Raw genomic sequence first — 26612 nt, 5'->3', positions numbered from 1 at the left:
CCTCTTTTTTCCATAAAAAAGATACCAGGGTGACCTGGTATCGTGAATGTGTTCCTATTCAAAAATCTCAATTATCCTAAGAAACGCTTGAGGAATTCTTTGGTACGCTCTTCTTGTGGATTCTCAAAAATTTGTTTTGGACTACCTTCTTCGGCAATAATTCCTTTATCCATGAAAATGACACGATCGGAAACGTCACGCGCAAATTCCATTTCATGAGTTACGATAATCATAGTTAGACCAGATTTTGCTAGGTCTTTCATCGTTTTGAGGACTTCACCAACCATTTCAGGATCGAGAGCAGAGGTTGGTTCGTCAAATAGAATCAATTCGGGATCAATAGAAAGAGCACGAGCAATAGCAACACGCTGTTTTTGACCGCCAGACAATTGACTTGGCTTAGCTGTCCAGTACTGCTCAGTCATCCCTACCTTGTTAAGGTTTTCCTTAGCAATGCGCTCAGCTTCTGACCGTTCACGTTTTAGGACGGTTGTTTGAGCTACAATCGCATTTTCTAAAACATTCAAATTGTTAAAGAGGTTAAAGGATTGAAACACCATACCAAGTTTTTCTCGGTAATGAGGTAGGTTATAACCCTTTGCCAAAACATCTTGTCCGTGGTAAAGGATTTGTCCATCAGTTGGTGTTTCTAAGAGATTGATAGAACGTAAGAAAGTAGACTTTCCAGAACCAGAAGAGCCGATGATAGAGATAACTTCGCCCTTTTCAACTGTAATAGAAATATCTTTAAGTACTTGATTTTGTCCGTATGACTTTTTAAGATTTTTAATTTCCAAGATAGTATTATTAGTCATTGAGGACCCCCGTTTGCATTTGATTTGCGCCTGTTGTATACGTATCCATGTCAAAGCGTTTTTCAACTATACGTAGAATACGTGTTACAGTAAAGGTTAGAATAAAGTAGATAATAGCAATAACAGTAAATGTTTGGAAATATTGATAGGTTTGGGTTGCAACCGTATTTCCAGAGAAGTATAGTTCTACCACAGAGATTACATTTAAAACAGAAGTATCTTTGATATTGATAACGAACTCATTACCAGTAGCCGGTAAAATGTTACGAACAACTTGAGGGAGTACGATTTTACGCATGGTTTGATTGTGGGTAAATCCAAGAGCTGTTGCTGCCTCAAATTGCCCCTTATCAACAGCAAAGATACCACCACGTACAATTTCACTCATGTAAGCACCGGTATTGATAGAAACGATAAAGATAGCCGCTAAGGTACGGTCAAGGTTGAGACCAAAAGCCTGGGCAGTACCATAGTAGATAACCATCGATTGTACAATCATTGGGGTGCCACGGAACACTTCAATATATACATTGATAATCCAACCTAAGAGTTTCTGTCCGATTGCTAAAACTTTGTTAGCTGCTTTTGGTGCGGTACGGAATACACCGATGAGAAGACCAATAATTGTACCTATAATTGTACCAAGTATTGAGATTAGTAGGGTCATTCCTGTTCCGCGTAATAACTGTTGCCAATTGTTAACAATAATTTTCCAAACTTGAGAAAAGAAACTTGGATTTTCAGCTGAAGCTTCTTCAACAGGTTGGTTTTCAATCATGTTATCCATTAGTGCGATTTGATCTGCTTCAGAAAAAGCTGCTAACACTTCGTTTACTTGTGTGATACGAGTATCATCTTTTCTCATACCAACTGCAATCGTAACGTCTTCGGCATTTGTTTCAAAGCCATCTGTCAATTCAACCATTTTGAAAGCTTTGTTGGCAGCCTCAGCGGTACGTCCTTCTGGTCGCTCAGAAACATAGGCATCAATCACACCAGCTTCAAGTGCTTGGCGAATTTGGGAGAAATCGCCCATCGCAGTTTGTTTATCAGCCCCTTCAATTTGATCAATCAAATCATAAAGATAGACACCCTGTTGAGCTGTGATTTTGGCACCAGCAAAATCTGATAAGTTAGTTGCATCTGCATATTGACTATCTGAACGGACAACAAGGGTTGGTATAGAAGTATAATAGCTATCTGAGAAGGCAATTTCTTTTTTCCGCTCTTCAGTTGGACTCATACCAGCGATAATCATGTCAATTTTTCCAGATGTTAAGGCAGGAACCAAACCTTCCCATTTGGTTTTGACAACAAGCAATTCTTTATTCATCGATTCAGCAATCTTTTTCGCTACTTGGACATCGTATCCGTTGGCAAATTGGTTGGTTCCTTCGATTGGAACTGCACCGTTGCTATCATCTTCCTGTGTCCAGTTAAAAGGAGCATAGGCAGCTTCCATTCCGACACGAAGGTATTCATCTGCTTTTACTCCAGTTGTTATTGAAAAAACAGCTAATAAGCTTAGCAGGAGTATACTAATTTTATGTTTCATAAAATCTCCTTAGTAAAATGTATTATACTATTGTATAAAAAATTCTGAAAAATTTCAATATGCTTGTTTTATTTATTAACTTAAATTGTATGGAAATTCCATATGAAAATGTTTGAAAATAGCAAATTTGAATACTTATCTGATAATGAATCAGCTGGCTCTGAGAGATAGTTTTTTACAAAATTTTTACTGAGTGCATGATAATTTTTAATTGGGGATATTTATTTTTGTGGTATAATAAGTAGAATTTATCTTAAGGAGTTATCATGATAATAGAGATTTTGAAAGCCATCTTTTTGGGTATTATTGAGGGGATAACTGAGTGGCTGCCAGTTTCATCTACCGGCCATTTGATATTAGTGCAAGAATTTATTCAATTAAAACAAAGTGCTGGTTTTATTGAGATGTTTAATATTGTGATCCAATTGGGAGCAATACTAGCGGTTATTACAATTTACTTCCAAAGACTTAATCCATTTCAACCTGGAAAAACGCAGAAAGAAATTCGTTTAACTTGGCAATTGTGGGCAAAGGTAGTACTTGCTTGTATTCCGTCCATTATCATTGCAGTTCCCTTAGATAATTGGTTTGAAGCGCATTTCAATTTTATGGTGCCGATTGCGATTGCTCTGATTGTTTATGGTATTGCCTTTGTTTGGATTGAGAAACGTAACAAAGATGTTGAACCACAAGTGACGGATTTGGCAAAAATGTCCTATAAAACAGCTTTACTGATTGGATGTTTTCAAGTCTTAAGTATTGTACCGGGTACAAGTAGGTCTGGTGCAACTATTCTGGGCGCAATTATTCTTGGGACAAGTCGTTCTGTTGCCGCGGACTTTACTTTCTTTTTGGGAATTCCAACGATGTTTGGCTACAGTGGATTAAAAGCTGTAAAATACTTTTTAGATGGTAATAGTTTGTCACTTGAACAAGTTGTGATATTATTGGTAGCAAGTGTGACTGCTTACATAGTTTCAGTAGTTGTCATTCGAATGTTGACAGATTTCGTGAAAAAACATGATTTTACAGTCTTTGGTTACTACCGGATTGTTTTGGGTGCTATCTTACTGATTTATTCATTTTTCACATTTATTTTATGAGATAATTTAGTTGTTAAATCGGAAAAAAGTCTAGATTGTAGTTCTAGGCTTTTCTTGTGCCGTTTTTCTATAGTTGAGGCAGAAAGTTTAGAAACTTGCTTTTTTTTTGTTTTTCGAGAGGCATTTTAGTATAATGGGAAGAGATTTGTATGAGAATTAATAATATCTAGGCTAGAAATACCGTACTAGATGAATGAGGTAGTTATGAAAGTAAAACAAATAAGTGATTCGACTTTAAAAATCACTATCCAATTAGAAGATTTAGAGGAGCGCGGGATGGAAATTGCGGATTTCCTTATTCCCCAAGAAAAAACGGAGAAATTTTTTTATACCGTTTTAGATGAGTTGGACTTGCCAATGACTTTCCGTGAAAGTGGGATGCTTAGTTTTAGAGTAACTCCAAAACCGGATAAAGTGGATATTTTTGTCACAAAATCTGAAATGGATCAAAGTTTAAATTTTGATGAATTTACAGATTTATCGGAATTAGGCGATGTATCAAGAATGACTCCAGATGAATTGTTGAAAAGTTTGGAACAGACAGTACGTGCAAAAAGTGCAAAAGATACGAAGGCTGTTCAAAGATTGGAAGATGTAGAGCAGGCAGAAGAAAATGAAGATGATCAAGAACCATATATTTATTATATCTTAGAGTTTTCAACAGTTCTGGATATTGTAAATTTTGTTCAAACAGTTGATTATCCTGTTGAAGAATCTGAGCTATACAAATTAGAAAATCGTTATTATATGACAGTTCTATTAAATGTAGCTGAGCGTTCAAAACAGTATCCGGAGTACATCCTTTCTCGGATGCTAGAATTTACGAATGATACAAAATTGATGAGGCCATTCCTACAAGAACATGGACTGTTGCTGTTAGGTGTTGGAGCAATTGATGAGCTTAGGAAGGTGCAGATGGTATGATTCCTTTTGCACTCAAGTATGTCATGGTCTTGATATCAACTGTTGTTCTAGCTGTTATTTTGACTCCCTTGGTTCGTTCGTTGGCTTTTCGAGTTGGTGCAGTTGACAATCCTAATGCGAGACGGATTAACAAAGTACCAATGCCATCAGGTGGGGGGCTAGCGATATTTATTGCTTTTGCTGTGGCTAGTTTGATTTTTTTACCGTTGATAGTCGCACGGATTCATCTATCTTCAACTTACGTAGACTATATTTTACCAGTAGTAATAGCTGGAGCGATAGTAGTGTTAACGGGTCTTATTGATGATATAAAAGAACTAGATCCGTTTCCCAAACTTTTAGGAATTATTATTGCAGCAGGCATCATTTGGTTTTTTACGGACTTTCATTTCGATAGTTTTAAAGTTCCTTTTGGAGGTCCGCTGATAGAATTTCCAACTTGGTTGGCTTTCTTTTTAACTGTTCTGTGGATTGTGGCGATTACAAATGCAGTTAATTTGATTGACGGTTTAGACGGCTTGGTTGCAGGGGTATCCATTATATCTCTTATGACAATGGGAATCGTATCTTATTTCTTTTTGTACGATAGTAATATTTTCTTGAGTTTAACTATTTTTGTTTTGGTTGCAGCGATAGCGGGTTTTCTTCCCTATAATTACCATCCGGCTATTATTTATTTGGGTGATGCTGGAGCTCTATTTATTGGGTTTATGATTGGCGTCTTCTCCCTGCAGGGATTGAAAAACTCTACAGCGGTAGCGGTTGTAACGCCGATTATTATACTGGGTGTTCCAATAACTGACACAGTCGTGGCCATCATTCGTCGAAAATTATCCGGGAAAAAGATTTATGAAGCTGACCGGATGCATTTGCATCACCGATTGCTCTCGCTAGGGCTGACGCATCGTGGAACTGTGTTAGTCATTTATGCGATTTCATTTATTTTTTCCTTAACGTCCTTACTTTTGAATATTTCCAGTCGAGCAGGTGGAGTCTTGTTGGTGGTTGCACTTGCCTTGGGCGTGGAAATCTTGTGTGAATTGATTGGAATTTTTGGTGAAAATAGGACACCTGTCCTAAATATATTGCGTTTTATTGGAAACAGTTCATATCGACAAGAAATGATTGCAAAGAGAAAAATAAAACGTTCAGATTCGCAGGATACTAAGAAAAATAATTAATCTTCTGAAGACAAAGAAAGAGCCCTTTGGCTCTTTTTTTGGTATAATATACAAGATATGATTTATTAAAATTGTCAGAAAAGACTATAAAAATAAATCCATGCCCGATAAAAACACAATGTAAAGATACGTATGGTTTTTAACGAGGATGAACAATATAAGGAGTGTAGTATGTCAGTATTAGAAATCAAAGACCTTCATGTGGAAATTGAAGGAAAAGAAATCCTAAAGGGTGTGAATTTGACCCTGAAAACAGGTGAAATTGCAGCTATCATGGGACCTAACGGAACAGGAAAATCCACCCTTTCAGCAGCGATTATGGGCAATCCAAGCTATGAAGTTACCCAAGGTGAGATTCTTTTTGATGGTGTAAACATTTTGGAATTAGAAGTTGATGAACGTGCCCGTATGGGACTCTTCTTGGCTATGCAATACCCATCAGAAATTCCAGGTATCACTAATGCAGAGTTCCTCCGTGCAGCTATGAATGCTGGTAAGGAAGATGAGGACAAGATTTCAGTTCGTGATTTCATCACTAAGCTGGATGAAAAAATGGAACTTCTAAACATGAAAGAAGAAATGGCAGAGCGTTACCTCAATGAAGGTTTCTCAGGTGGTGAAAAGAAACGTAACGAAATTTTGCAATTGCTTATGTTGGAACCGACTTTTGCACTTCTTGATGAGATTGATTCAGGCTTGGATATTGATGCGCTTAAAGTGGTTTCAAAAGGAATCAATGCCATGCGTGGCGAAGGCTTTGGTGCAATGATTATTACCCACTACCAACGTTTGTTGAACTACATTACACCTGATGTTGTTCATGTCATGATGGAAGGACGTGTTGTTCTTTCAGGCGGACCAGAATTGGCACAACGTTTGGAAAAAGAAGGTTACGTACAAGTAGCTGCCGAACTTGGCATTGACTACAAAGAAGATGACATTTAAGTCTTTGGAGGGATATATGACCAAAGATAGAATTCAAGAATTTTCATTAGAACAGGCAGAGCCAGTTTGGTTGACAGATCTCCGTCTCAAGGCCTTTGAAAAAGTAGCTGAGCTAGACTTGCCAGTTGTTGAGCGCGTTAAATTTCACCGTTGGAATTTAGGAGATGGACGTTTGGAAACCAATGATGCAATTGGTTCAGTTCCAGATTTTACAGAGCTTGGCGATAATCCAAAATTGGTGCAAGTTGGCAGTCAAACTGTTTTAGAGCAGTTACCGATGGATTTGGTGGAACAGGGCGTCGTCTTTACAGATTTTGCATCTGCCATGGATGTGATTCCAGATGTCATTGAGAAATACTTAGGTGCAGCTGTTGCCTATGATGAACACAAACTTTCAGCTTACAATACAGCCTATTTTAATGCAACTGCAATACTCTATGTTCCAGACCATGTTGAAATTGAGCAACCTGTTGAAGCTTTATTCTACCAAGATAGTACCAGTCCGGTTGCCTTTAACAAGCGGGTTTTAATCATCGCTGGGAAAAATGTCAAGCTCAATTATTTAGAACGTTTTGAAAGTTTGGGTGATGGAAATGTGGCTAGTTCCGCCAACATTGTTGTTGAAATCATTGCACAAGCGGGGAGTCAAATTAAATTTGCTGCGATTGATCGCTTAGGAAAGCATTTAGATACCTATATCGCACGTCGTGGTTTACTTGGTAATGATGCAAGTATTGATTGGGCAATCGGCTTAATGAACCAAGGAAATGTCGTCGCCGATTTTGATAGTGACTTAAAAGGGAATGGAAGTCATGCGAACCTCAAAGTGGTAGCTTTATCATCTGGTCGTCAAGTGCAAGGTGTGGATACACGGGTAACCAACTATGGCTATAATTCGGTGGGGCATATTCTTCAACATGGTGTTATTTTAGAGAGTGGAACCTTGACCTTTAATGGAATTGGCCACATTATTCGTGGTGCCAAAGGTGCTGATGCTCAACAAGAAAGCCGTGTGTTGATGTTGTCGGATAAGGCGCGATCAGATGCCAATCCAATACTCCTTATTGATGAGAATGAAGTAACTGCGGGCCACGCGGCCTCCATTGGTCAGGTTGATCCAGAGGATATGTACTATCTCATGAGTCGCGGTTTGGATCGTGCAACAGCTGAGCGTTTAGTTGTTCGTGGTTTCCTTGGGTCTGTTATCACAGAAATTCCGGTCAAGGAAGTTCGTGATGAACTAGTCGTAGTAATTGATGAAATATTAACAAAGAGATAAGTTTATGAAGGAATTGAATGGTATTAGCAAGGATTTTCCAATTTTAGACCAGTTTGTCAATGATGAGCCCTTGGTTTATTTGGATAATGCTGCGACCACCCAAAAACCTCAGCAGGTTCTGGACGTACTTGCTGATTACTATCAACATGATAATGCCAATGTTCACCGAGGGGTGCATACCCTTTCAGAACGGGCAACAGCTCGGTATGAAGCTGCTCGTCAAACGGTTGCAGATTTTATTCATGCAAAATCAAGCAAGGAAATTCTCTTTACTCGCGGAACAACAACGAGTTTAAACTGGGTTGCTCAGTTTGCTAGAGAAATTCTACAGCCAGACGATGAAGTAATCATTTCCGTCCAGGAGCATCATTCAAATATCATTCCTTGGCAACAAGCCTGTCAACAAACCGGTGCACAGCTCCGCTATGTTTATCTACAAGATGGTGAAATTGATGTAGAACACTTGAAATCACTTTTGTCTTCTAAAACTAAGTTTGTCTCCATTGCCCATATTTCCAATGTTTTGGGGGCAATTGCACCCATTAAGCAAATTGCAACTTTGGTACACGAAGTAGGAGCTTATTTGGTAGTGGATGGAGCACAATCAACTCCACACATAGCTATAGATGTTCAAGATTTAGATGTTGATTTCTTTGCTTTTTCAGGCCACAAGATGTTAGGACCAACTGGAATAGGGGTACTTTATGGTAAGGAAGAGATTTTGAACCAGATGTTTCCTGTTGAATTTGGTGGTGAGATGATTGACTTTGTCTATGAGCAATCAGCTACGTGGAAAGAATTACCATGGAAGTTTGAGGCAGGAACTCCGAATATAGCGGGTGCAATCGGTCTTGCAGCAGCGATTGACTATTTGAATCAAATTGGTATGGATAGAGTTCGTGAGCATGAAGAAGAACTCATTACCTATCTTTGGCCGAAACTAAAGGCCATTCCTGGTTTAACAATATATGGAAGTCAGGATGTAGCCAAAAGAACTGGACTTGTTGCCTTTAACTTAGATCATCTACATCCTCACGATGTGGCTACGGCTCTGGATTATGAAGGAGTTGCCGTAAGAGCAGGACACCATTGTGCTCAGCCTCTCCTCAAGTATTTGCAGGTACCTGCTACAGTTCGAGCAAGTTTCTACATATACAATACAAAGGCTGATTGCGACAAGTTGGTCGAAGCTTTGATAAAGACGAAGGAGTTTTTCAATGGCCCTATCTAGATTAGATTCTCTTTATATGGCAGTTGTTTCTGAACACTCTAAGTCGCCTCATCACCATGGGAGTTTGGACGGAGTGGAAAAGCTAGAGCTTCACAATCCAACCTGTGGAGATGTAATTGAATTATCTGTCAAAGTTGAAAATGGTGTTATAACAGACATTGCGTTTGATGGAGAAGGGTGCACTATTTCAACTGCATCGGCTTCAATGATGACGGATGCCGTTATTGGAAAAGAAAAGATACACGTGCAAGAATTAGCAGAAGTCTTTTCACAAATGGTCCAAGGTCAAAAAGATGAACGCCAAAAGGAACTGGAAGATGCCTCATTATTAGCTGGTGTCGCAAAATTCCCTCAACGCATCAAATGTGCTACTTTACCATGGAATGCCCTGAAGAAAGCACTGAAACGTAGTGAGAGTGCTGAATGAAGGGCAACTGCGACATGAGCGATTTTGGTCGATAATACCAAAATCAGCGAATTAGCTCCGAAGGTTTGGGGAACCTTTGGAGGTTGGAAATGAAGCGAACGTAGTTCGTGTCATTGATAGACCTTAACATTCGCTTTGCGAAACATGGATTCAAATAGCAAGTCCCAACCAGGTTTAGTGTCTTGAAGAAAGCACTGGAACGCAGTGAGAGTGCTGATTGAAAACCAATAAATAAACAAAATGAAAATCATACAGAAAGGATTGTTCAGTTTCTGATTGGAATTGAAATTGAACTCGCCCTAAAAGCTTTTGAAAAGAGATAAATCTCCTCGTGTGTTTGCACACGAAATCGATTCTCAATTTTTCATTTGCTTTCTTAATGGGCTTAGTATCTTATATTATGTCAGAAGAAAGAATTGAACCAACCCCGATTGATCTTGGGGAATACAAATTTGGATTCCATGATGAAAATGTGGAACTGGTGGCTTCGACTGGTAAGGGTTTGAACGAAGAAGTCATTCGTGAAATGTCCCGTATCAAAGGTGAGCCTGAATGGATGTTGGAATTCCGTTTGAAATCCTACGAAACCTTTAAGAAAATGCCTATGCAAACTTGGGGAGCCGACTTGTCTGAGCTGGATTTTGATGATATTGTTTACTATCAAAAACCATCGGATAAACCGGCACGTAGCTGGGATGATGTACCAGACAAAATCAAAGAAACCTTTGAACGTATTGGTATTCCAGAAGCTGAGCGTGCCTACCTGGCAGGTGCTTCTGCCCAGTACGAATCAGAAGTGGTCTACCACAACATGAAGGAAGAGTACGACAAGCACGGCATTATCTTTACAGATACAGATACAGCGCTTAAGGAACACCCTGAACTCTTCAAAAAATACTTTGGAAAACTTGTTCCGCCGTCAGATAATAAACTAGCCGCCCTCAACTCAGCGGTTTGGTCAGGCGGGACCTTCATCTACGTACCGAAAGGGGTTAAGTTGGATATTCCACTCCAAACCTATTTCCGAATCAACAATGAGGGGACAGGTCAGTTTGAACGTACCCTCATCATCGTAGATGAAGGTGCAAGTGTTCACTACGTAGAGGGCTGTACAGCTCCGACTTACTCAACTGCCAGCCTCCATGCTGCCATTGTGGAAATCATTGCCCATGAAGGTGCCTATATGCGGTACACGACCATTCAAAACTGGTCTGACAACGTCTATAATTTGGTAACCAAGCGTGCCCGTGCCGAAAAAAATGCCACAGTTGAGTGGATTGACGGAAACCTTGGTGCTAAGACGACCATGAAATACCCTGCGGTTTACTTGGAAGGCGAAGGTGCGCGTGGTACTATGTTGTCCATTGCCTTTGCCAACAAGGGTCAGGTACAGGATACCGGTGCCAAGATGATTCACAACGCACCACGGACTTCATCTTCAATCGTATCTAAATCTATTGCCCGTGGCGGTGGAGAAGTGAATTATCGTGGTCAGGTAACTTTTGCTAAAAATTCAGCCAAGTCGATTAGCCACATCGAATGTGATACTATTATTATGGATGGAATTTCTAAATCAGATACAATCCCATTCAATGAAATTCACAACTCGCAGGTGGCCCTCGAACACGAAGCCAAAGTATCAAAAATCTCAGAAGAACAGCTTTACTACCTCATGAGCCGAGGACTATCCGAATCTGAAGCTACAGAGATGATTGTCATGGGCTTTGTCGAACCATTCACAAAAGAACTCCCAATGGAATACGCAGTCGAACTCAACAGACTGATTGCCTATGAAATGGAGGGTTCAGTGGGATAGTTTGCCGCGAACTTGAACAGCTTTAAAGCTGTTCAAGCCCGTCAAACTCCCCACTGAAGTAGGAGATGAGGAGCGACGGAAGTCGCTCTTCTTTGTAATCTTATAAAAATCTTATTCCTTTCACGCTCGTCGTTTCCTGTAAGAAAACGATATGTAGTTAGGAGTTCCTAAGGAACTCTCGCCAAGAAAGTTGGAAATAAGGAGTGACTCCAGTTTCTCAGAGGTATTTTTTCTTTAACTATTGGCAAGTCTCTTGTAGATTACATGGTTGATCGCATGAAAGTTATACTACCAGATTACATTTTCATGAAAAGATATGTGAAAGTTTTCTCAAAACAAACGGTTTCAGCTAGCATTTTCAAAATAAAAATGGTAGAATAGAGGAGTATGAGGTACAACCTCAAAAAATATTAGGAGGCTTTCGAAATGCCATTAGTTTCAGCAGAAAAATTTGTCCAAGCAGCTCGTGACAACGGTTATGCAGTTGGTGGATTTAACACAAACAACCTTGAGTGGACTCAAGCTATCTTGCGTGCAGCAGAAGCAAAACAAGCTCCAGTTCTTATCCAAACTTCTATGGGTGCAGCTAAGTACATGGGTGGTTACAAAGTAGCTCGTAACTTGATTGCAAACTTGATTGAATCAATGAACATTACAGTTCCAGTCGCTATTCACCTTGATCACGGTCACTATGAAGATGCACTTGAATGTATCGAAGTTGGTTACACTTCTATCATGTTTGATGGTTCGCACCTTCCAGTAGAAGAAAACCTTGCAAAAGCAAAAGAAGTTGTAGAATTGGCACACGCTAAAGGTATCTCAGTTGAAGCTGAAGTTGGTACAATTGGTGGTGAAGAAGATGGTATCGTAGGTGCTGGTGAATTGGCTCCAATTGAAGACGCAGTAGCAATGGTTGCAACTGGTATTGACTTCTTGGCAGCAGGTATCGGTAACATTCACGGTCCATACCCAGCAAACTGGGAAGGTCTTGACCTAGATCACTTGCGTAAATTGACTGAAGCTGTACCAGGTTTCCCAATCGTATTGCACGGTGGTTCAGGTATTCCAGATGCGCAAATCCAAGAAGCAATCAAATTGGGTGTTGCTAAAGTTAACGTAAATACTGAGTGCCAAATCGCATTCGCAAATGCAACTCGTAAATTTGCAGCAGCTTATGAAGCAAACGAAGCAGAATACGATAAGAAAAAACTCTTTGACCCACGTAAATTCTTGGCAGACGGCGTGAAAGCTATCCAAGAATCTGTTGAAGAACGTATTGACGTATTTGGTTCAGCAAACAAAGCTTAATCAGTTATAATACATGATTAAATCAAGGTTTATCCGAAAGGATAAGCCTTTTTAGTATGATTTTGCCCCCAATTTGCCCCCATTAATACTTTGATGAGTTATTGCTGAGTTAATGAATCAATTAGAGGTGTGATTGTGTCTTTTGTCTTTTGAGTTACATGGAGATATATATTAGTAACTCTACTTCCTCTATTATGCCCTACTCGATCTTGAATAGCTTCAAGTGGAACGCCTTGTTCTGCAAGAAAACTTATATGAGTATGCCTGAAGATATGAGTTGAAATATGTTTATTAAAACTTATCTTTTCATCAATATTTATACCGACACGTCTTTGATTGCCTTTTTTATTCTTCTTCCCATTTTGAGAAGAGTTTAGAAAATTATTTAGAACACTATAATGTAAAGGGGATCCATTGAAATCAGGTTTGTTTTTACTTTTAGATGTAAAAATCCAACCGTTATCTTTGTAGTCAGGGTTGAATTGAATATGCTTAATGTTTTCTTCAATTTCTTCACGAAGTATCTCAATTGCTCTATCTGAGAGTTGAACCTTTCTATAGCTTTGTAAGTTTTTTACATTTCCTTCGTAATTAGATTCTGAAGCTCCAGAATGAGTAGCTCGACTTCTAATTACAGAAGCTATTTTTTTATCAAAATCAATAGTTTCAATTTTTAAGCCTAAAACTTCACTAATTCTCATACCAGTAAGTGCCTGGAACTCAAATATTCTTGCGTATTGTTCGTTATATTTTTTAACTATCTCTAAGACCTCCCTAAGTTCCGATGACTCTAAGTAATAATCTTCAATATTTTTCTCCTTAAGAATTTTAATCTCTTCCTCAAGTCCTTTTTTGCCAATTGTAATGTAGGGCATAGGATTCTGGTCTGGAGAGATAAAGTTATTAGCAATTGCGTATTTAAAAATAGATGATAAATCTGATTTTACACTTTGAGCTATTCTTTTGTGACTCCCGATGGGATATAAAGAATCGATAAAGTTTTTAATTAAATTTGTAGGGATATTTTTTATTAGGGTCTCTTGCGGAATATACTTTTGAATATGATTTCTATACCTACCCTCCTCACCTGCTAATGTTTTAGGTTGAACTAACTTCTGATTTAATCTTTCTTGATGCCATAAGGTCCAAACTTCATTTAAAGTTATATTTTCTTTATCTTTGAGTGATTTTTTTGTTATTTCTTCAAACGTTTCATTTGCTTTAATTTGGAGCTCCTTATAAACTAAAGATTTTATTTGAGGAGATATTTTTATTTTTCCATTTTCATCTGCTTTATTTGGAACAGTATACCATTCTGAGAGAATTTCACGCCTTTTTTCTGTTAGAGGGTTAATAAAGCGGGTTCTGAATTTAACATCTACATAACCTTTTTTAAATGATTTTTTTATACTCTTCTGAACAATAGAGTGGAGGCGGATATTATTCATCAACTTACCTCCTTATATCTTTTGTTTTGTCTAAATCGCAAAAACATCAAAAAACCATTGAAGTTTATCCACACTGTTCTATGTCCAGAGTTAATGACATATTCTGCAAAAGTTGGGTGTAGTCTCATTTCAGTTAGTAGATTATTAAGGGTTTTTAATTTTAATCCTTCAAATCGTTTTATTAAAGCCATTTTATCTCCCCATTCTGCTTCACAGTTTTCCACAGGTACATATTTTATTTTTAGCATATTAGTTCCTTTCTAATTTTATTTCCCAATCACATAAGTGAATTGTTTAGCTATTTGTGCATCAAAGACTCGATACGAGATAACCCCCAGACCTTGAGCATTTGATTCAGAGATTAATATTGAACCGTCAGGCTTGACTTGCTCCACAAAGGCGTATGAGAACATAGCACCCCAATTGGATTTTAACATGTTATTCTTAGGTTCTTTTTCACTGCCTGCAATTTCAGAAATTTTAGTTTCTTCAGATCCATCACTGACTTTATAATCATCATCGCCATCGTTATATGCGACTAAGCTTTTAAGTTGCTCTTCGGACAATTTAAACTTTCCGTCAGTTCCTGAAGTATCTGAATTCATGTAGGTATAGGGTACCCAAATAGCAGACTTTGAGTATTCAGTTAGTGCACCATCTGTATTAGGTGCATCTATGGCTGTCCCATTTAAACTTTTAGTAACTGTAGATGATAAGTTTGTCGTGATAGAAGCTGTATTCGTGTAAAAGCGAGAAACAACATAAGATCCATCACTATATTTGATGTAGGTAGAGGGCAAATAAAAACAAGCCCATTTCTGAGCTGTTATTCGTTTATTTCAGTTCTAATGATCGAAAGCTTATTGTGGAATGGCGAAGCTATAGTAGCTTTGGTTTGTCAAGACGGCATAATGTGGTTTATTTTGAACACCTCCAATATTGCATTCGGAAATGAGAAATGTGCCATCTTTATTGACAGCCTCGACAAAGGCAACGTGTCCATATTCTTCTGGAGTTCCTCTATATCCACCCTTTATAGACATGACTGCCCCTACTTGTGGTTCGGTTACTTTCATCCAACCTCTAGCTACTAAACTATTTACCCAATCCTGGCCATTGCCATTGTAGTTGTAAATAGCTGAGTTTGTACTGATTCCTGTCTCAATCAGCCGATTGCAGACGTACCAAGTACACTGACCAGGTGGATAGGTGTTATTTCCTTGTGTTGTTACTGATTTTTCAGTTGGGACACCATATTTGAGTTTTCCAGCGTATTCGGATGGGAATGTAAAAGAAGAAAGAAGGGTTCCAGTAGTAAGACCTGTTTCACCTGAAAATGGTATGATACTTCCTGAGGTAATTGTTCCATCGAAGATGGAGAACCATTTGATGGCATCATTTTGTAGTTTTTCAGCCTTCGTTTGTCCATCGGATAGCGAAACTCCTTCGTAGTGTTCTGACCAGTACAAGGCCGCTTGAGCAGGATCAGTTGCCTTTTGCATTTCAGTTTTAACGTTTTTATAATCCACATTTAATTCTGTAGACATGAGTTGTAGCTGAATATCGGAGTCGAGTGTTCTGCGGGATGCCTTTGACCAACGATTTCCGTTAATTGTATTTGACCAGCCTGACCACTGAAAGTAGCCGGCAACACCACCGCTTGGATTAATGGCTTTAGGATCAAAACCTGATTCTCTTTCTGCAACTGCCAGGCTTCCGCTAGATCCTGCAAGTGTGAATCCTTCTTTTGACAGTTGAAAATTGAGAATTTTAATCACGTCCTCAGCTCGTTCTTCTGAAATTGAAGCTTTTTGTGCCACCTCTTTAGCCGTCAATGTTGTTTGTCTTCCAAAAGTTGTTCCATTACTTATATTGCTTGAGGGATTTCCAGCTAAGGCAGCCGCAAAAATGACAACAAGGAAAAGGGGCAACAGAAGTGGAGTGAACAAACTAAGCTTAAATAGGAATTTCATGTGACCCCATCACCTCCTTTAGTGTTTGAGATAAACTTTGAAGATAATTGTACCGAAGAGCCATTTTGCATCCAAAACGACTTGCATTGCGCGACAGGTTTCAATAATTCTTCTGGCTTCCTGATCATCAACAGGATAGAAAACAGTCACTTTGATTGCTTTCAAATCTTCTTCATAAGCTTGATAAATGTATTTTTCCAAGAGTGTTTGAATTTGATTTCTAGAATAGATTCTAATAGCGTCCATCTTGTTCACCTCGCAGTCTGTTTAGTTCTTTCATAAGATGATTTTTTCGCTCAATATTTGCTTTGATTTTGTCGTCTCTAGTCATTGTTTTACGAAAACTCTTTGTAAAGGCATTGGATCCTTGTGCCTGATACATTGATCCAATCTGATCATATTGGTTGAGTTTTTTTTCTAGACGTTTCATTTTGCGTTGTTTACGCGGCGTAATCCATTGTTGCTTGAGCTCCTGATACTCCATATCTGGTAAAGGTTCTGATGTTTGGAAATGTGATTTCTTGTTGGGACTTGAATGTTTGCCTTCTGTTGGATTTTCTTGACTGACTCGGATTGTAGATACTTTTTGTTGTTGACTGTTTGGCTCAATCATTGTCGCTTTTGGTGTATGGATTTCTAATTTTTCAGTCGTTACGGTTGGTGTTACTGGAGAAATAGGATCTTGTTTTGGCGATTGAGAAGGTGGTCTATGTTCTGGAGCGATGGTATTTGATTGTTCCGCCTGTTCTACAGGTTCTTCCTTTCGTATAGGATTTGGTTTCAATCTGTTACCTATATCCTTGATATGAGATGTTGCATGAATAGCGGATCCTGCTACAAAACCAGTTCCAGCTAAGGCAAAGTTTCCAATGTGTTGTGCCGTTTCAAAACTTCTTGTTGGAACTTGTTGGATAATTTCTCTTCCTTGAGTTACTCTAGTCTCGACCTGATGTCCAATGTCTTCCATCTTCAATCGTGCTCTAGATCCCATAATGAACTCAATAAGTTCACCTTTATATATCCAGAGGAAGTAGTAGACTGCAGCCTTTGCAATAACAGTAAGCATAAGCTTGAAGAGTAGTGCAAAGGTGGCAAGAGATGAAAAATTTCCGATAACTGCATCAAATCCTGAAGTGATGAAACTTTCAATGACTTTTTCTAAGTAAAGGATAATCAGCGTAATAAGGGTCGTAATAGTCGGAAAGACAAGTCCTCCAAACATGACTTTCATAATTCCAAAGATGATATCTTGCATTGCAGGGACAAATGAGACGAGCAATGAGAGAGGGAATAATAGGATCATAGCAAGGACGATAATTTGAGCAATAAGATTTAGTATTTGTACAAGAATTAGTGGAATCGCAATAATAATGGCTTCAATGATTTTAAAAATAACATAGAAGGTTTCAATGAATAGATAGTCCCATACAGCCGATACCCATCGGTTTTTTTCTTTTCCATCATTTGCATCATTTCCTAGTTTATCCAGATATTCTTCTCTGTCTTTATTCTTTACGGAAACAAATTGACCAGCCTCATTCCTAATACCGAGTACTTTTGAATCCTCAAACACCTCTTCTTCTCCAGTTTGACTATTTTTATATTTCCCGTTTTCTTGACCAGTATTCACAAAGACATAGGCAGTGTAAGAAGTTTGGGCGATATAACTATCAGCCATTGAGGTTCCAACTTTAATTGACTTGCCATCTCCATAAGAAATAGAGATATTTGATATTTTTGTCGTGACAGTATCTGCAAGGTCTTCAATTGTATCTAAGATATAAAGCCCCCCTGAAGTTGAAGCTACTGTTCCAAAGTATCCAAATCCAAGGACGGTGACGATAAAAAGATGTAGAACTTTCCGCATGAAGTTTCCACGTGAAAAGAAATATTGATAAAAGAGGTAAAAGGCTCCAACTGTAAGAAGCATCGAAACCAATGAACCACTGGAAAGTCCGCCCGAAGTGGAGCCTGTTAGCCCTTGCCAAATGGAATTGGCCGCATTATAGACGTAGGTTTTGTAGGAATCGTACAGATCTATATTTTCAAGAACTCGAATCATTAGTGAGAAAAAACCTACCACAAGATTTAAGACAAAAAAGAAGAGATTTACAAAAATCTCGTTCATTGCCACGATGATGGAGGTCTCAATTTTTGAGGTCTTTTCAAGATATGATTTTAAAGCGAAGATATCGACGCCTTTTAATTTCTCAAATGCTTCTTGCATATGAGCCCTCCTTTCTACATAGCATATTTATTTTCTAGGCTGGATGAGACAGTTGCTTTCATTGGTTTTAAGAGCATGTCAATATCATCAAAGATATTGTGTATAGAAATCATATTGAGGTTTCCGTAGACATCATAATAGAGACATTGACCAGGAATCATATTATCCATCCATTCTAAGTTTTGTTCATTTGCTTCTAAATGGATGTGCTTAAGAATATCTTCTCGTTCTGATTTTTCATAAAAGGCGAAAATTGTTCCAAATCCAGTTGTATCATCGTCATTTTCCGCGTCATGTACGGATTGTGTGATAAGCGCTAAGGTATTGTTTTTTGACCGTCCAATACGGCGCATATTCTTGATAACTGCTTGGCCCTCAGCTGATTTCATCAGTATCCATGCTTCATCAAAAAATTCAATAGTATCTTCATTTTCATCTCGTTCACCAAAGTGGGTACAAAAGGCTCCTAAAGCAAACATTAGTGCAATTGAGTTCCGTTCATGGTCTGAAATCTTAGTGGCATCCGTTTTTGGTAATTTTAGATTTGCGACTTCAAGTATGGTCACTTGTGAGTCATAATTGAGGCCTTGTGTAGTGCCGTCAGAGAATGCCAACTCCAAAATTGAGTTGGTTACGATAGAGGTTAGATAACGACCAACTGAGGCAATCTGATCATTTTGACTATCTTTCAGCGCTACAAGCACATGCTTAAAGCCAACTGTTTGACCTGCTTGTCTCTTATCGACAATATCATTGATGGTTTCAGTAATAGCTGTCTTTTGATCCATTGTGACATTATCGACGGCCTGAAGTATGAATTCCAACATATTTTTTGCAACTTCCACGGCTTGTTCTTTATCCAATACAACAATCGGGTCAAGCACTCCGTGATTGGAAGCGAGTGAGCTATCGAGTGTGACAAAGTTGAATGCTTCCAGTTGTTTTTTTCGTTCTGGATAGAGACTAGAAAATTCTGTAGAATGCATGATTTCTTCGTAGTGATGACGAAGTTCCCTTTTAGGATCGATGTACAGCGTTTTTACGTTTTGGAGCGCAACAGATAAAAATATGATTTGTGCCAGGAAAGATTTCCCTTGCCCAGTTGCACCGGTAATGATGATATGTGGATTTTTGGTTATTTTACCTGCAATGTCTTCTTTATTACCGACGGTTGCATTAAAGAGGACAATGTTTTTTGAGGCATGTATAGCTTTATCGATTGAATCCCAACGTCCTGTCCAGTTATCTACACGACCGATGTACCAACCAATACGATTACCAGCAGATGTATTCGCAAATGGCATGAGTTCCGCAAAGCCACGACTCGTAACCATGTGGGTCCAGGTTCTTGTTTTCTTTTGCAGGTCTTGTCCATAGAGAAGACTTTGGAAAAGGTACGGTGTATCGTGGCTTGCTTCACTGATTTCAACGCCCATATCATCAAAGTAGTTGAGCACCACTTGGCGACGGTTTCGAAGTTGAGTGATAGAAGATGCTGATACGATGAGATAAGCGCCATACTCGATAATATCTTCTTTATTTCCGACTTTTTTCATCAGATCTTTTAGGGAAAAGGAGCCCATGATAATCTCATCTTGTTGGACGGTATTGGTACTGTCTGCCTCTTCCATAATATTTTTATATCGAGTATTAGAGCGTCCCATTTTTCCCTTTATTTTATTTCTGTCAATAAACTCCGCCTTGATTTGAAGTTCTACAGGAAAATTTAGGCGTTGGATAAACTCACCTAAGTGGAATCCGTTGAATATAGTATTGAATTTTCCGACTGGCAAAATGGTTACGAAGGATGTTCCGTAGGGACTTTCTAACTTGAGAAAGCCACCGCTCAAGCTTTTTATTAAGGTATCTGTCACGTTAAACAGTGAACGATTAGCAAGCACCTCCCCCTTGAAATGTGGAATATAGCGTAAGTATTGCATTCGTTGATAGTAGAATAATTCTTCGTTGGTTAGACGGCGACAACGAAGCGCCGAGAGAATTTGAAAACAGTCTTGTTCATCGGAAAGATAGTCTTCATACCATGGTTTCTCTTCTTCTAATTCAAAACCAAGTCCATTTGCGATGGTTTCTGTCAGTTCGGAGAACCGTTCATAAGCGAGGTCTGTAAGACTACTTGCCTTGTCATGTTTTCTGAGACGAACACCGACCAACCAATCAAATTGATAGGGGATTTCCATTTCATCTGTCAATGTATCGACTGTATGAAGAAGTAAGTCTTCACCTAATTTTCGGTTATTGGGAGAAAGGGCATCCATAAAATCACGCATCTTCTCTTCAAGAAGGTAATCTTTTGGGATGAGTGAAATTTCAAAGTGTTGATTTTTCGCTAGCTTTTTAATCAGCTGACTGACAGTCCATTTATGTTTTCTTTTTTTATCGTTATCAGTTATAGTGATTGGAGTATTTGGAATCCTGAAATAGGCAGCGACATGTTTATCCTTTCGGTAAATAAGATTTCTGTAAGTAGCTTTAATAGGATATTGTAGGTTGATAGCCATATTGCTTCCTTTCTATAGATTTGTTTGTTCAAAGACAATCTCCTCTTCCTCAAAGGAATCCACGCGTTCATCGTTGTAGATAGCTTTCTTGTTCAGGCGAAATTCATATAAATAGTGAATGTAGTCCGCGAGAAAGAGATGCATTTTCTTTCCATGTGGTTCGTATTCGGTGTAAAACTTTGCCAGCTTATAAGGGACATACACATATAATAAGAGGGAAATCGAGTGCGTAATTTTTGCGAGGGGGACAAGTATGAATGAAAGCCCTAGCACCATAGTGACAAAAACTAGGATAAAGACAACAAAAAAGGATAATTGCATAGGTGTTGCGAAGTACCAAATCCGTGTTCCTTTTTGTGTTTTGATTTCCTGAATCCAATAGGGAGCGTTTAGCCCCCTAGCGTAATCATAGAGCGGGTCTTTTTCAGTGTTCATATCAAAGCCCCGTTTCAATGCCAAAGAGACGGAGGAACCAACCAATAACAGCTAGAATCTGTTGTCCTTTGGTCATTGACATAATAATGCCCCAAAATCCTATAACAGAGAAAAGCTGGAGCCAAGAACTATTTTTCCAAGCTTTAATCGCTAAAAGAATTGCGACTGCTGTAATAATCCAAGATCCATCTCCTTGGAGGAATTGTTGTAGTGAGCTAGTATTCATAGATATTATTCTCCTTCTGGTTTTGCATAATCATTTGGAATGGTGTGAAGTAATTGAGTTACATAATAGGAGTCTCCTTTTGGAGTAAGTGTTAACGTAAAGTTTTCGGAGCGAGTATTGCCAGCAACTTCAAATGTGACTTGTGTGTAGGCTGTGATTGTGCCCGTATCTTCAACTAAGTAGGTATAATCTATCGAATGAAAAATTGTGTTTTCAAGGGCGATTAAACCTTTGCCTACAAGGTCAAGGTTATCTTGATCCGTAGTGTAATTGGAAAAGAAGATAGTAAGGAATTTAGTTACTCTTCCATGAATTTCTTCTGAAACATTGTCTGTAGCCGTCAGGCTTAGTGCTGAATCTGTGTCCACATCTTTGGCTTGAACATCTGTCAAACTAGAGTACCAAGGTAATCCGGAAACGTAGTAGCTTTTATCATTCTTACCATATGGAATGGAAAAGCCAGTGGTTAGTTCCACTTCTTTATCTTCCACTTTTTGTTTATACGTAACTTGATACTGTGCAGTGTTATCAGTCAGTTGTAAGAGTTTAGCAGAAACAAGTGAGGTAGGTGTTCGTTTTTGACCTTGTGACTTAATGGTGGGGGTGACATTATAAAAATTATTGAGTGTTTCAATTTGAGTTTCTTGTTCTTCGGCTTTATCCGAAAACGTGAAATAGGCTGCCACAAAGTCATTGAGGTAGTAGTTCAAGCGATAGTCTGTATAAGGAGTTGTTGGAGTGAGGCGTGTAGAGTGCGCCTTTCTAATTTCAGTTTCCAGATGAGTGACTTTACTGGAAAGGGCAATAGCACGCATGGATCCAAGAATGCCAATTAAAAGGAAACATCCTAATCCAAGAAGGACTAGGATATTTACGTTTTTACGTGTTGCTTTGATGAGTTTTGGAGAACCACGTTTCTTGTCTTGCTTTTTGAAACGTGACAGATATTGTTTTACCTGGTTAATCAGTAAAATGAATTTTGTCATAACTCCTCCTGATTAGAAACTAGCTAACTCAACTAATTTATTGCCTTTTGCATACAACTGTTTGTGAAGTTTATTGATTTCCCCGTTAATGTAGTAGTAGCTACGTAGTTCTGAACGAATCTGGTCAAGGAAGTCTAAAGGGAGTTTTTCAGCCTCTTCGTTTTTCAATAAGCTATTTAATTCACCAGCTTTTGTCCAGGCTTCCTTATCATTATTTGCTTTCATTAGTTCACCAAGTTGTAAAGAGACAGACTTGATTTTCTTTTCAAAAATAGTTTGTTTTGCCATGATTATTTCCTCCATAAATATGGTTTGTTGTTCTTTGATGATTTGGCGAAAGAGGGTGACGACATGAGTGTCCATCTTTCGATTAAAGTCAAGGACCTTGCCCGACGTTGTAAAATACGCATGTTGGTAGTGATCCATATCATCTATTTTTCGCGCGAATGTATCAAAATAAAAATCTTTCTCCTTCATCAATACGACAAATAGATACCAGATTTCGTTTGTTTCATGAAAGTAGGTAGCCCCTTCATAAATATTTTTGATAAACATCAGCTAGATACTCGGATCAAGAGCTTGCCGAATCTGGTATTCCAAGCTAGATAATTTCTCATAGAAGAGCCGTTCGCGCTTGTCGGCTTCTTCTAAACGCTTCAGTACGTTATTGAGGAGGTAGGTTCGGTCTGAGTCTGCGTATCTTATTTCAGTATGGATTGCGACTAAAAGATCATCGCTATTATTCAAAGGTTTTCTCATGTCGGCATAGATTTTTTGGACTCTTTCAGCCAATAGGTTGTTGGTATGTAATTTACACCGTTCAGCATATGGATGGGTCATAAATACCTCCTGTTACTCCTCGACAAGGTCATCATAGCCAAGGGAGCGATAGATATAGTCATCATCAAACCATAGCCAGTCATTGATTTCACCTTCAGTTGGAATTGTTCCTGAGAAAATTTCCTCACAAAGCCAGGTGAGTTGCTCGATTCCACCACGTTCTTGGACAACGTTTAGGGTTTCTCTAGCACCAGACCATGCTTTAAATTCATCTAAACTATTCAGTTCAACTTTGTATTCCATAGTGTTCTCCTTCTATATTTTGTAAGTGATAGGATGCTTGTAAATCTTGTAAGATATTTTCGCCTCGCTCGGTTATTTCACCATTCGCATGAATCATTTTTAGAAAATCTGTATTCATGATTTTGTCAGCTTCCTCTACTAATTTGAGTGAATTTGCGACCTGATACATCAGCCAATTGACCGTTCTGTCAATAGAATAGGGTTCAGGCTTCATTTGAAGTTTTAGAGGATCAGTACCTCCAAAGAGACGTTGCCATTTTTGATCAGGTAGAAACGCCCCAAATTTATTGGTGCCGTCATATACCTGTATTTCGTGGTTGATGATTCCCCGTGCGATTTCTCCTAAGTCAACACCGTTGACAAATTCTTCGATTGCGAGTTGTGCTTTTTCTTGAGAAAAGCGTAACTCATATCGATTCCAGATGCCAAAAATCTCCAAGGATTCCTCCACGGAGATTTGTTCGCTTCTAGCCAGCTCATAGCGTTTTTCATAGAAGTTGAAGTAGAGATCGCTTTGACGACTGCCAAAATAAATAGAAATACCTTGGCTAGCGTCGGTGTCCCCTACGTTTTTAAGACTGCCCCCTCCAATGTGATTCCAGCTTCTGATATGTTTGAATCGGACCTCTTCCTTATAGACTTTGGTAATTAAATCTGAAAGATGAAATTGCTCGTGTTCTTTTTCGTGACCAAGGTAGCGTTCATCTAAGGCAATATCTAGCCTCGTTATTCGGCTATCCGTTAGATCAAAGAGCATTGCTTGGAGAAATTCTTGCCAGGTAAGGTTTTCGCTTTTTAGGATGAGTTCCATTTCGCGACAGCCTTGTCCAGAGAGTTGGAGGGTTACTTGGAAATTTCCTGTTTCGATTTTATCCCAAAAATCAAATATCCAAATATTTCCTCGTTTCCAGAGCCTTGAGTAATTTAGGAGTCTCGTTTCAAACTCTTTGAACTCGGTAAAAGAACAGTGAAGGTAGGTTTGACAGAAGTGGGATAGGTCACGAATAGACATAAATGTCATTCGTAGATAGTCAATCGTTACGTCTATGAGGCCTTCTGTATTATGCTTATGAAATCCAAGCTTCCCTTTGAATTGATTAAATTTATTCAAACTCAGTCCGCGTGAACCATCCTCGTAACTGCGATAGGTGCGAGTAGAAATTCCGATGGATTGTGCAAATTGTTTCTGGGTCATACCTGTTTGCTTTCGAAATTTCTTGAGGTGTAGCGGATTTAACTTATCCATTCAATAGTAAAACTCCTTTCTAGTCAGTGACACAGTTTTTAGAGGCAAAGTGACACACTTGATTAATCTTGAAAAACCTTGGTACCATTGGCGTTTCGGGGGTTGGATGTTGTCATTTTGACAAATGTTACCCCCCTATTAGAAATCGGGGGTTGAAACACAATCATGGGCCGAAGGAACTGCGAGCTACGGTCTGCGCCTGACGTTGTCAGGCTTGCCCTTGCTCTTGTCCTAGCCCATGATTTGCGAGACAACTTTCAACTGCCTTTGGATAAGACTTGCGCCCTTCCGCCTCAAATAGTTCCAAAGTTTCAAGAAGTAACTGTTCTTGAAAAGGTGTCACAACCAGTGAGTTTTCCTCCTTGTCAAAAGGCATCCCTCGTTCATCTAGCAAATAGATAATTTTCCGGAGAGTTTTGACGGGGAGGTCCTTTTCCTTCGCGAATTCCGTTAGTAGTTGATAATTTTTCTCGGTTTTCGTGTCCATTGCCTCGTTGTTGTTTTCAAGTTCCTCTTTCTCATCCATAGCACTAGTTTGTCCATCTTCCAACACTGGTAATTTCATAAATTTTTCTTCAAAAGAAAATCCTTCATCGAATGGAACGTAGGGGGAGAAGAACTCACCAGCTAGTTCACCGTTATTGGCAATGTAGCCACGGCCATGAACCTTTTTGCCATTGATTTTATCTAGCTTTTTGAACTCTTTGTTTCGGTTTGCATCCCCAAACATCATGTTGTATCCGGTATCTTCTAAGTGTCCAACGGTGAGGCGTTTCATGAAGTTGTCACGAAGTGCTGTTTTGATGTATTCACCGTCTGGTCGCTGCATGGCTTGAATCACAAACATTCCTGCTTGACGCCCTTCAAGGATGATTTGGGTCAGGTATTCTGTCGCTTCAGCTTGTAGGCGATAGTCATTTTCTATCTTAGCGATGAAGGCTGCCCACTCATCAAAGACAAGGAATTTTGGCTTGAGACCGTATTGAGCAAAGTTCTTTCCAGTTTTGTAGTCAGGATGATTTTGCATGGCCTCGTATCGTTCTTCCATTTCAGCGACATTTTCCTTGAGGCATGATATGATATCTTCTTTTGAAATGAAGATACGACCTTTAAAAACAGGTGCTTTTTTTAGACCAGCTAAGTCAGCATTCTTCGGGTCACATAAATCAATGAAGCCAATTTTAGAGAGTGCCAATACAATTGTCATGAGAATGACAGTTTTACCTCCTCCAGTTCCTCCACCAATTAGTAAGTGTGGTTCTGAAATATAGTCCCAGAAGACGTCTTTCATGAGGCGTAGCCCTCTATCTGTCACAATAACTTCTGAGACAGGAATGCGGGAGGCAATTCGGTTGATGGTAATATCATATTGAACGAACCGCTCGTCAAAGGTTTTGTTTCTAAAGTCCCCATTGAACATGACTTCAAGTGTTGCGCCAAGATTGATAAAGCGGTCTTGAAATTTATTGCCTTCAAGGATAAAAGAGACAAGTAGTTGGTATTTCCCACGTTTGACGTAGACTTTTGGAAGAGTAATTTTTTCCTTGGTTCGCCCCTCTCGTTTCATAGTCTTTGACGTATAATACCGATTTTCTAAAAGAAAATTAGCCATAATTCGTAATGTATTTAAGCGTTGAAAGAAAAGTATTTTCTGGTAGAGAATAGGTGTAATGATTGAAAGAACTACGATTGGTAGAATAGTTGTGAATAGGATACTTGATACATACTGTAAAGGGTCAACAAGAAGCTGATTATAGATGGGATAGTAGTAGAATCCATTCGCTACTAAAAAAGGTGATAACAGTAGAAGACTGGTTATCACCCGAATATGCCTGTGAAATTTATGGACACGTAATCCACGATAGGTAAAGAGGTGCATATCTAC

The 26612-nt window shown here is 38.9% G+C and carries 25 protein-coding genes and 1 pseudogene; 9 read left to right on the top strand and 17 right to left on the bottom strand.

Annotation, left to right across the window (positions count from 1 at the left end):
• Positions 1-71 precede the first annotated feature (71 nt).
• A complete protein-coding gene (locus tag K6V48_RS06890; RefSeq protein ID WP_024397007.1) occupies positions 72-815 on the bottom strand; it encodes an amino acid ABC transporter ATP-binding protein in 744 nt (247 codons plus the stop codon).
• Positions 808-2370 carry an ABC transporter substrate-binding protein/permease gene (locus K6V48_RS06885; protein ID WP_172018707.1) on the bottom strand — a complete coding sequence of 521 codons (1563 nt, stop codon included), beginning with the start codon at positions 2368-2370 and terminating at the stop codon, positions 808-810. Before K6V48_RS06885 ends, K6V48_RS06890 begins: the two co-directional genes overlap by 8 nt.
• 263 nt (positions 2371-2633) lie before the next feature.
• On the opposite strand from K6V48_RS06885, the gene K6V48_RS06880 reads away from it, so the two are divergent.
• The 9 genes from K6V48_RS06880 (at position 2634) to K6V48_RS06840 (ending at position 12584) form a co-directional block, all read left to right on the top strand.
• Positions 2634-3473, top strand: a complete 840-nt coding sequence (locus tag K6V48_RS06880; RefSeq protein ID WP_222368710.1) for an undecaprenyl-diphosphate phosphatase — start codon at positions 2634-2636, stop codon at positions 3471-3473.
• Between the two features lie 204 nt (positions 3474-3677).
• On the top strand, positions 3678-4397 hold the full coding sequence (mecA, locus tag K6V48_RS06875) for an adaptor protein MecA (RefSeq protein WP_222368705.1): 720 nt from the start codon (positions 3678-3680) through the stop codon (positions 4395-4397).
• The gene (locus K6V48_RS06870; RefSeq protein ID WP_222368701.1) at positions 4394-5578 is read left to right on the top strand and encodes a glycosyltransferase family 4 protein; all 1185 of its coding nucleotides are present in this window, start codon (positions 4394-4396) and stop codon (positions 5576-5578) included. Before mecA ends, K6V48_RS06870 begins: the two co-directional genes overlap by 4 nt.
• A gap of 171 nt (positions 5579-5749) precedes the next feature.
• On the top strand, positions 5750-6523 hold the full coding sequence (gene sufC, locus K6V48_RS06865; RefSeq protein ID WP_002938165.1) for a Fe-S cluster assembly ATPase SufC: 774 nt from the start codon (positions 5750-5752) through the stop codon (positions 6521-6523).
• Between the two features lie 16 nt (positions 6524-6539).
• Entirely contained in the window at positions 6540-7802 is a 1263-nt protein-coding gene (gene sufD, locus K6V48_RS06860) for a Fe-S cluster assembly protein SufD (RefSeq protein ID WP_222368698.1), read from the top strand.
• Between the two features lie 4 nt (positions 7803-7806).
• On the top strand, positions 7807-9033 hold the full coding sequence (locus tag K6V48_RS06855) for a cysteine desulfurase (protein WP_222368695.1): 1227 nt from the start codon (positions 7807-7809) through the stop codon (positions 9031-9033).
• The gene (gene sufU, locus K6V48_RS06850; protein WP_172006952.1) at positions 9020-9460 is read left to right on the top strand and encodes a Fe-S cluster assembly sulfur transfer protein SufU; all 441 of its coding nucleotides are present in this window, start codon (positions 9020-9022) and stop codon (positions 9458-9460) included. Before K6V48_RS06855 ends, sufU begins: the two co-directional genes overlap by 14 nt.
• A gap of 400 nt (positions 9461-9860) precedes the next feature.
• Complete coding sequence (gene sufB / locus K6V48_RS06845) at positions 9861-11276, top strand: Fe-S cluster assembly protein SufB (RefSeq protein ID WP_024397013.1); 1416 nt, start codon at positions 9861-9863, stop codon at positions 11274-11276.
• Positions 11277-11702: 426 nt separating this feature from the next.
• Positions 11703-12584, top strand: a complete 882-nt coding sequence (locus K6V48_RS06840; protein ID WP_172071126.1) for a class II fructose-bisphosphate aldolase — start codon at positions 11703-11705, stop codon at positions 12582-12584.
• Between the two features lie 98 nt (positions 12585-12682).
• Here K6V48_RS06840 and K6V48_RS06835 read toward each other — a convergent pair whose 3' ends face one another.
• The 15 genes and pseudogenes from K6V48_RS06835 to K6V48_RS06760 all read right to left on the bottom strand — a co-directional run bounded on the left by K6V48_RS06835 (position 12683) and on the right by K6V48_RS06760 (position 26606).
• Entirely contained in the window at positions 12683-14032 is a 1350-nt protein-coding gene (locus K6V48_RS06835; RefSeq protein WP_222368692.1) for a tyrosine-type recombinase/integrase, read from the bottom strand.
• Positions 14032-14280, bottom strand: a complete 249-nt coding sequence (locus K6V48_RS06830) for a hypothetical protein (RefSeq protein WP_014293934.1) — start codon at positions 14278-14280, stop codon at positions 14032-14034. The genes K6V48_RS06835 and K6V48_RS06830 overlap by 1 nt, the downstream gene beginning before the upstream one ends.
• 18 nt (positions 14281-14298) lie before the next feature.
• Positions 14299-14433: pseudogene (locus K6V48_RS06825) on the bottom strand (CHAP domain-containing protein); the annotation flags it as partial.
• A gap of 459 nt (positions 14434-14892) precedes the next feature.
• Complete coding sequence (locus tag K6V48_RS06815) at positions 14893-16005, bottom strand: phage tail tip lysozyme (RefSeq protein ID WP_222368690.1); 1113 nt, start codon at positions 16003-16005, stop codon at positions 14893-14895.
• Between the two features lie 18 nt (positions 16006-16023).
• The gene (locus K6V48_RS06810) at positions 16024-16251 is read right to left on the bottom strand and encodes a hypothetical protein (protein ID WP_099390412.1); all 228 of its coding nucleotides are present in this window, start codon (positions 16249-16251) and stop codon (positions 16024-16026) included.
• Positions 16238-18232, bottom strand: coding sequence for a conjugal transfer protein (locus K6V48_RS06805; RefSeq protein ID WP_222368688.1), 1995 nt, complete (start codon positions 18230-18232; stop codon positions 16238-16240). The genes K6V48_RS06810 and K6V48_RS06805 overlap by 14 nt, the downstream gene beginning before the upstream one ends.
• A 14-nt stretch (positions 18233-18246) precedes the next feature.
• The gene (locus K6V48_RS06800; RefSeq protein WP_222368686.1) at positions 18247-20751 is read right to left on the bottom strand and encodes an ATP-binding protein; all 2505 of its coding nucleotides are present in this window, start codon (positions 20749-20751) and stop codon (positions 18247-18249) included.
• 12 nt (positions 20752-20763) lie between these two features.
• Positions 20764-21186 (bottom strand): conjugal transfer protein, encoded by a 423-nt coding sequence (locus K6V48_RS06795; protein ID WP_222368685.1) that lies wholly within the window; start codon positions 21184-21186, stop codon positions 20764-20766.
• A gap of 1 nt (position 21187) precedes the next feature.
• Positions 21188-21412, bottom strand: coding sequence for a hypothetical protein (locus K6V48_RS06790; protein ID WP_099390416.1), 225 nt, complete (start codon positions 21410-21412; stop codon positions 21188-21190).
• 5 nt (positions 21413-21417) lie between these two features.
• Entirely contained in the window at positions 21418-22398 is a 981-nt protein-coding gene (locus K6V48_RS06785) for a conjugal transfer protein (protein WP_222368683.1), read from the bottom strand.
• 12 nt (positions 22399-22410) lie between these two features.
• Positions 22411-22953, bottom strand: a complete 543-nt coding sequence (locus K6V48_RS06780; RefSeq protein WP_222368682.1) for a conjugal transfer protein — start codon at positions 22951-22953, stop codon at positions 22411-22413.
• 3 nt (positions 22954-22956) lie between these two features.
• Positions 22957-23238 carry a hypothetical protein gene (locus K6V48_RS06775; protein WP_099390419.1) on the bottom strand — a complete coding sequence of 94 codons (282 nt, stop codon included), beginning with the start codon at positions 23236-23238 and terminating at the stop codon, positions 22957-22959.
• Positions 23239-23250: 12 nt separating this feature from the next.
• Positions 23251-23481 carry a hypothetical protein gene (locus K6V48_RS06770; RefSeq protein WP_222368680.1) on the bottom strand — a complete coding sequence of 77 codons (231 nt, stop codon included), beginning with the start codon at positions 23479-23481 and terminating at the stop codon, positions 23251-23253.
• Positions 23465-24727, bottom strand: coding sequence for a replication initiation factor domain-containing protein (locus K6V48_RS06765; protein WP_222368679.1), 1263 nt, complete (start codon positions 24725-24727; stop codon positions 23465-23467). The genes K6V48_RS06770 and K6V48_RS06765 overlap by 17 nt, the downstream gene beginning before the upstream one ends.
• A 208-nt stretch (positions 24728-24935) precedes the next feature.
• Positions 24936-26606, bottom strand: a complete 1671-nt coding sequence (locus K6V48_RS06760) for an FtsK/SpoIIIE domain-containing protein (RefSeq protein WP_222368677.1) — start codon at positions 26604-26606, stop codon at positions 24936-24938.
• Between the last annotated feature and the right edge of the window lie 6 nt (positions 26607-26612).

Origin of the sequence: Streptococcus suis (assembly GCF_019794555.1) — a bacterium.
GTDB lineage: Bacteria > Bacillota > Bacilli > Lactobacillales > Streptococcaceae > Streptococcus > Streptococcus suis_AB.
Note: the sequence above shows the minus strand (reverse complement) of the source record. Positions and strands in the feature narration are given on the sequence as shown.

Excerpts from the sequence above, each read along its gene's own strand:
- K6V48_RS06830 (WP_014293934.1), bottom strand. The coding sequence starts at position 14,280 with ATGCTAAAAATAAAATATGTACCTGTGGAAAACTGTGAAGCAGAATGG.
- K6V48_RS06775 (WP_099390419.1), bottom strand. The coding sequence starts at position 23,238 with ATGACCCATCCATATGCTGAACGGTGTAAATTACATACCAACAACCTA.
- K6V48_RS06815 (WP_222368690.1), bottom strand. The coding sequence starts at position 16,005 with ATGAAATTCCTATTTAAGCTTAGTTTGTTCACTCCACTTCTGTTGCCC.
- K6V48_RS06760 (WP_222368677.1), bottom strand. The coding sequence starts at position 26,606 with ATGCACCTCTTTACCTATCGTGGATTACGTGTCCATAAATTTCACAGG.
- mecA (WP_222368705.1), top strand. The coding sequence starts at position 3,678 with ATGAAAGTAAAACAAATAAGTGATTCGACTTTAAAAATCACTATCCAA.
- K6V48_RS06765 (WP_222368679.1), bottom strand. The coding sequence starts at position 24,727 with ATGGATAAGTTAAATCCGCTACACCTCAAGAAATTTCGAAAGCAAACA.
- K6V48_RS06790 (WP_099390416.1), bottom strand. The coding sequence starts at position 21,412 with ATGAATACTAGCTCACTACAACAATTCCTCCAAGGAGATGGATCTTGG.
- K6V48_RS06785 (WP_222368683.1), bottom strand. The coding sequence starts at position 22,398 with ATGACAAAATTCATTTTACTGATTAACCAGGTAAAACAATATCTGTCA.
- sufD (WP_222368698.1), top strand. The coding sequence starts at position 6,540 with ATGACCAAAGATAGAATTCAAGAATTTTCATTAGAACAGGCAGAGCCA.
- sufB (WP_024397013.1), top strand. The coding sequence starts at position 9,861 with ATGTCAGAAGAAAGAATTGAACCAACCCCGATTGATCTTGGGGAATAC.
- K6V48_RS06840 (WP_172071126.1), top strand. The coding sequence starts at position 11,703 with ATGCCATTAGTTTCAGCAGAAAAATTTGTCCAAGCAGCTCGTGACAAC.
- K6V48_RS06810 (WP_099390412.1), bottom strand. The coding sequence starts at position 16,251 with ATGGACGCTATTAGAATCTATTCTAGAAATCAAATTCAAACACTCTTG.
- K6V48_RS06890 (WP_024397007.1), bottom strand. The coding sequence starts at position 815 with ATGACTAATAATACTATCTTGGAAATTAAAAATCTTAAAAAGTCATAC.
- K6V48_RS06885 (WP_172018707.1), bottom strand. The coding sequence starts at position 2,370 with ATGAAACATAAAATTAGTATACTCCTGCTAAGCTTATTAGCTGTTTTT.
- K6V48_RS06835 (WP_222368692.1), bottom strand. The coding sequence starts at position 14,032 with ATGAATAATATCCGCCTCCACTCTATTGTTCAGAAGAGTATAAAAAAA.
- K6V48_RS06870 (WP_222368701.1), top strand. The coding sequence starts at position 4,394 with ATGATTCCTTTTGCACTCAAGTATGTCATGGTCTTGATATCAACTGTT.
- K6V48_RS06800 (WP_222368686.1), bottom strand. The coding sequence starts at position 20,751 with ATGGCTATCAACCTACAATATCCTATTAAAGCTACTTACAGAAATCTT.
- sufC (WP_002938165.1), top strand. The coding sequence starts at position 5,750 with ATGTCAGTATTAGAAATCAAAGACCTTCATGTGGAAATTGAAGGAAAA.
- K6V48_RS06770 (WP_222368680.1), bottom strand. The coding sequence starts at position 23,481 with ATGGAATACAAAGTTGAACTGAATAGTTTAGATGAATTTAAAGCATGG.
- K6V48_RS06855 (WP_222368695.1), top strand. The coding sequence starts at position 7,807 with ATGAAGGAATTGAATGGTATTAGCAAGGATTTTCCAATTTTAGACCAG.
- K6V48_RS06795 (WP_222368685.1), bottom strand. The coding sequence starts at position 21,186 with ATGAACACTGAAAAAGACCCGCTCTATGATTACGCTAGGGGGCTAAAC.
- K6V48_RS06805 (WP_222368688.1), bottom strand. The coding sequence starts at position 18,232 with ATGCAAGAAGCATTTGAGAAATTAAAAGGCGTCGATATCTTCGCTTTA.
- K6V48_RS06780 (WP_222368682.1), bottom strand. The coding sequence starts at position 22,953 with ATGTTTATCAAAAATATTTATGAAGGGGCTACCTACTTTCATGAAACA.
- sufU (WP_172006952.1), top strand. The coding sequence starts at position 9,020 with ATGGCCCTATCTAGATTAGATTCTCTTTATATGGCAGTTGTTTCTGAA.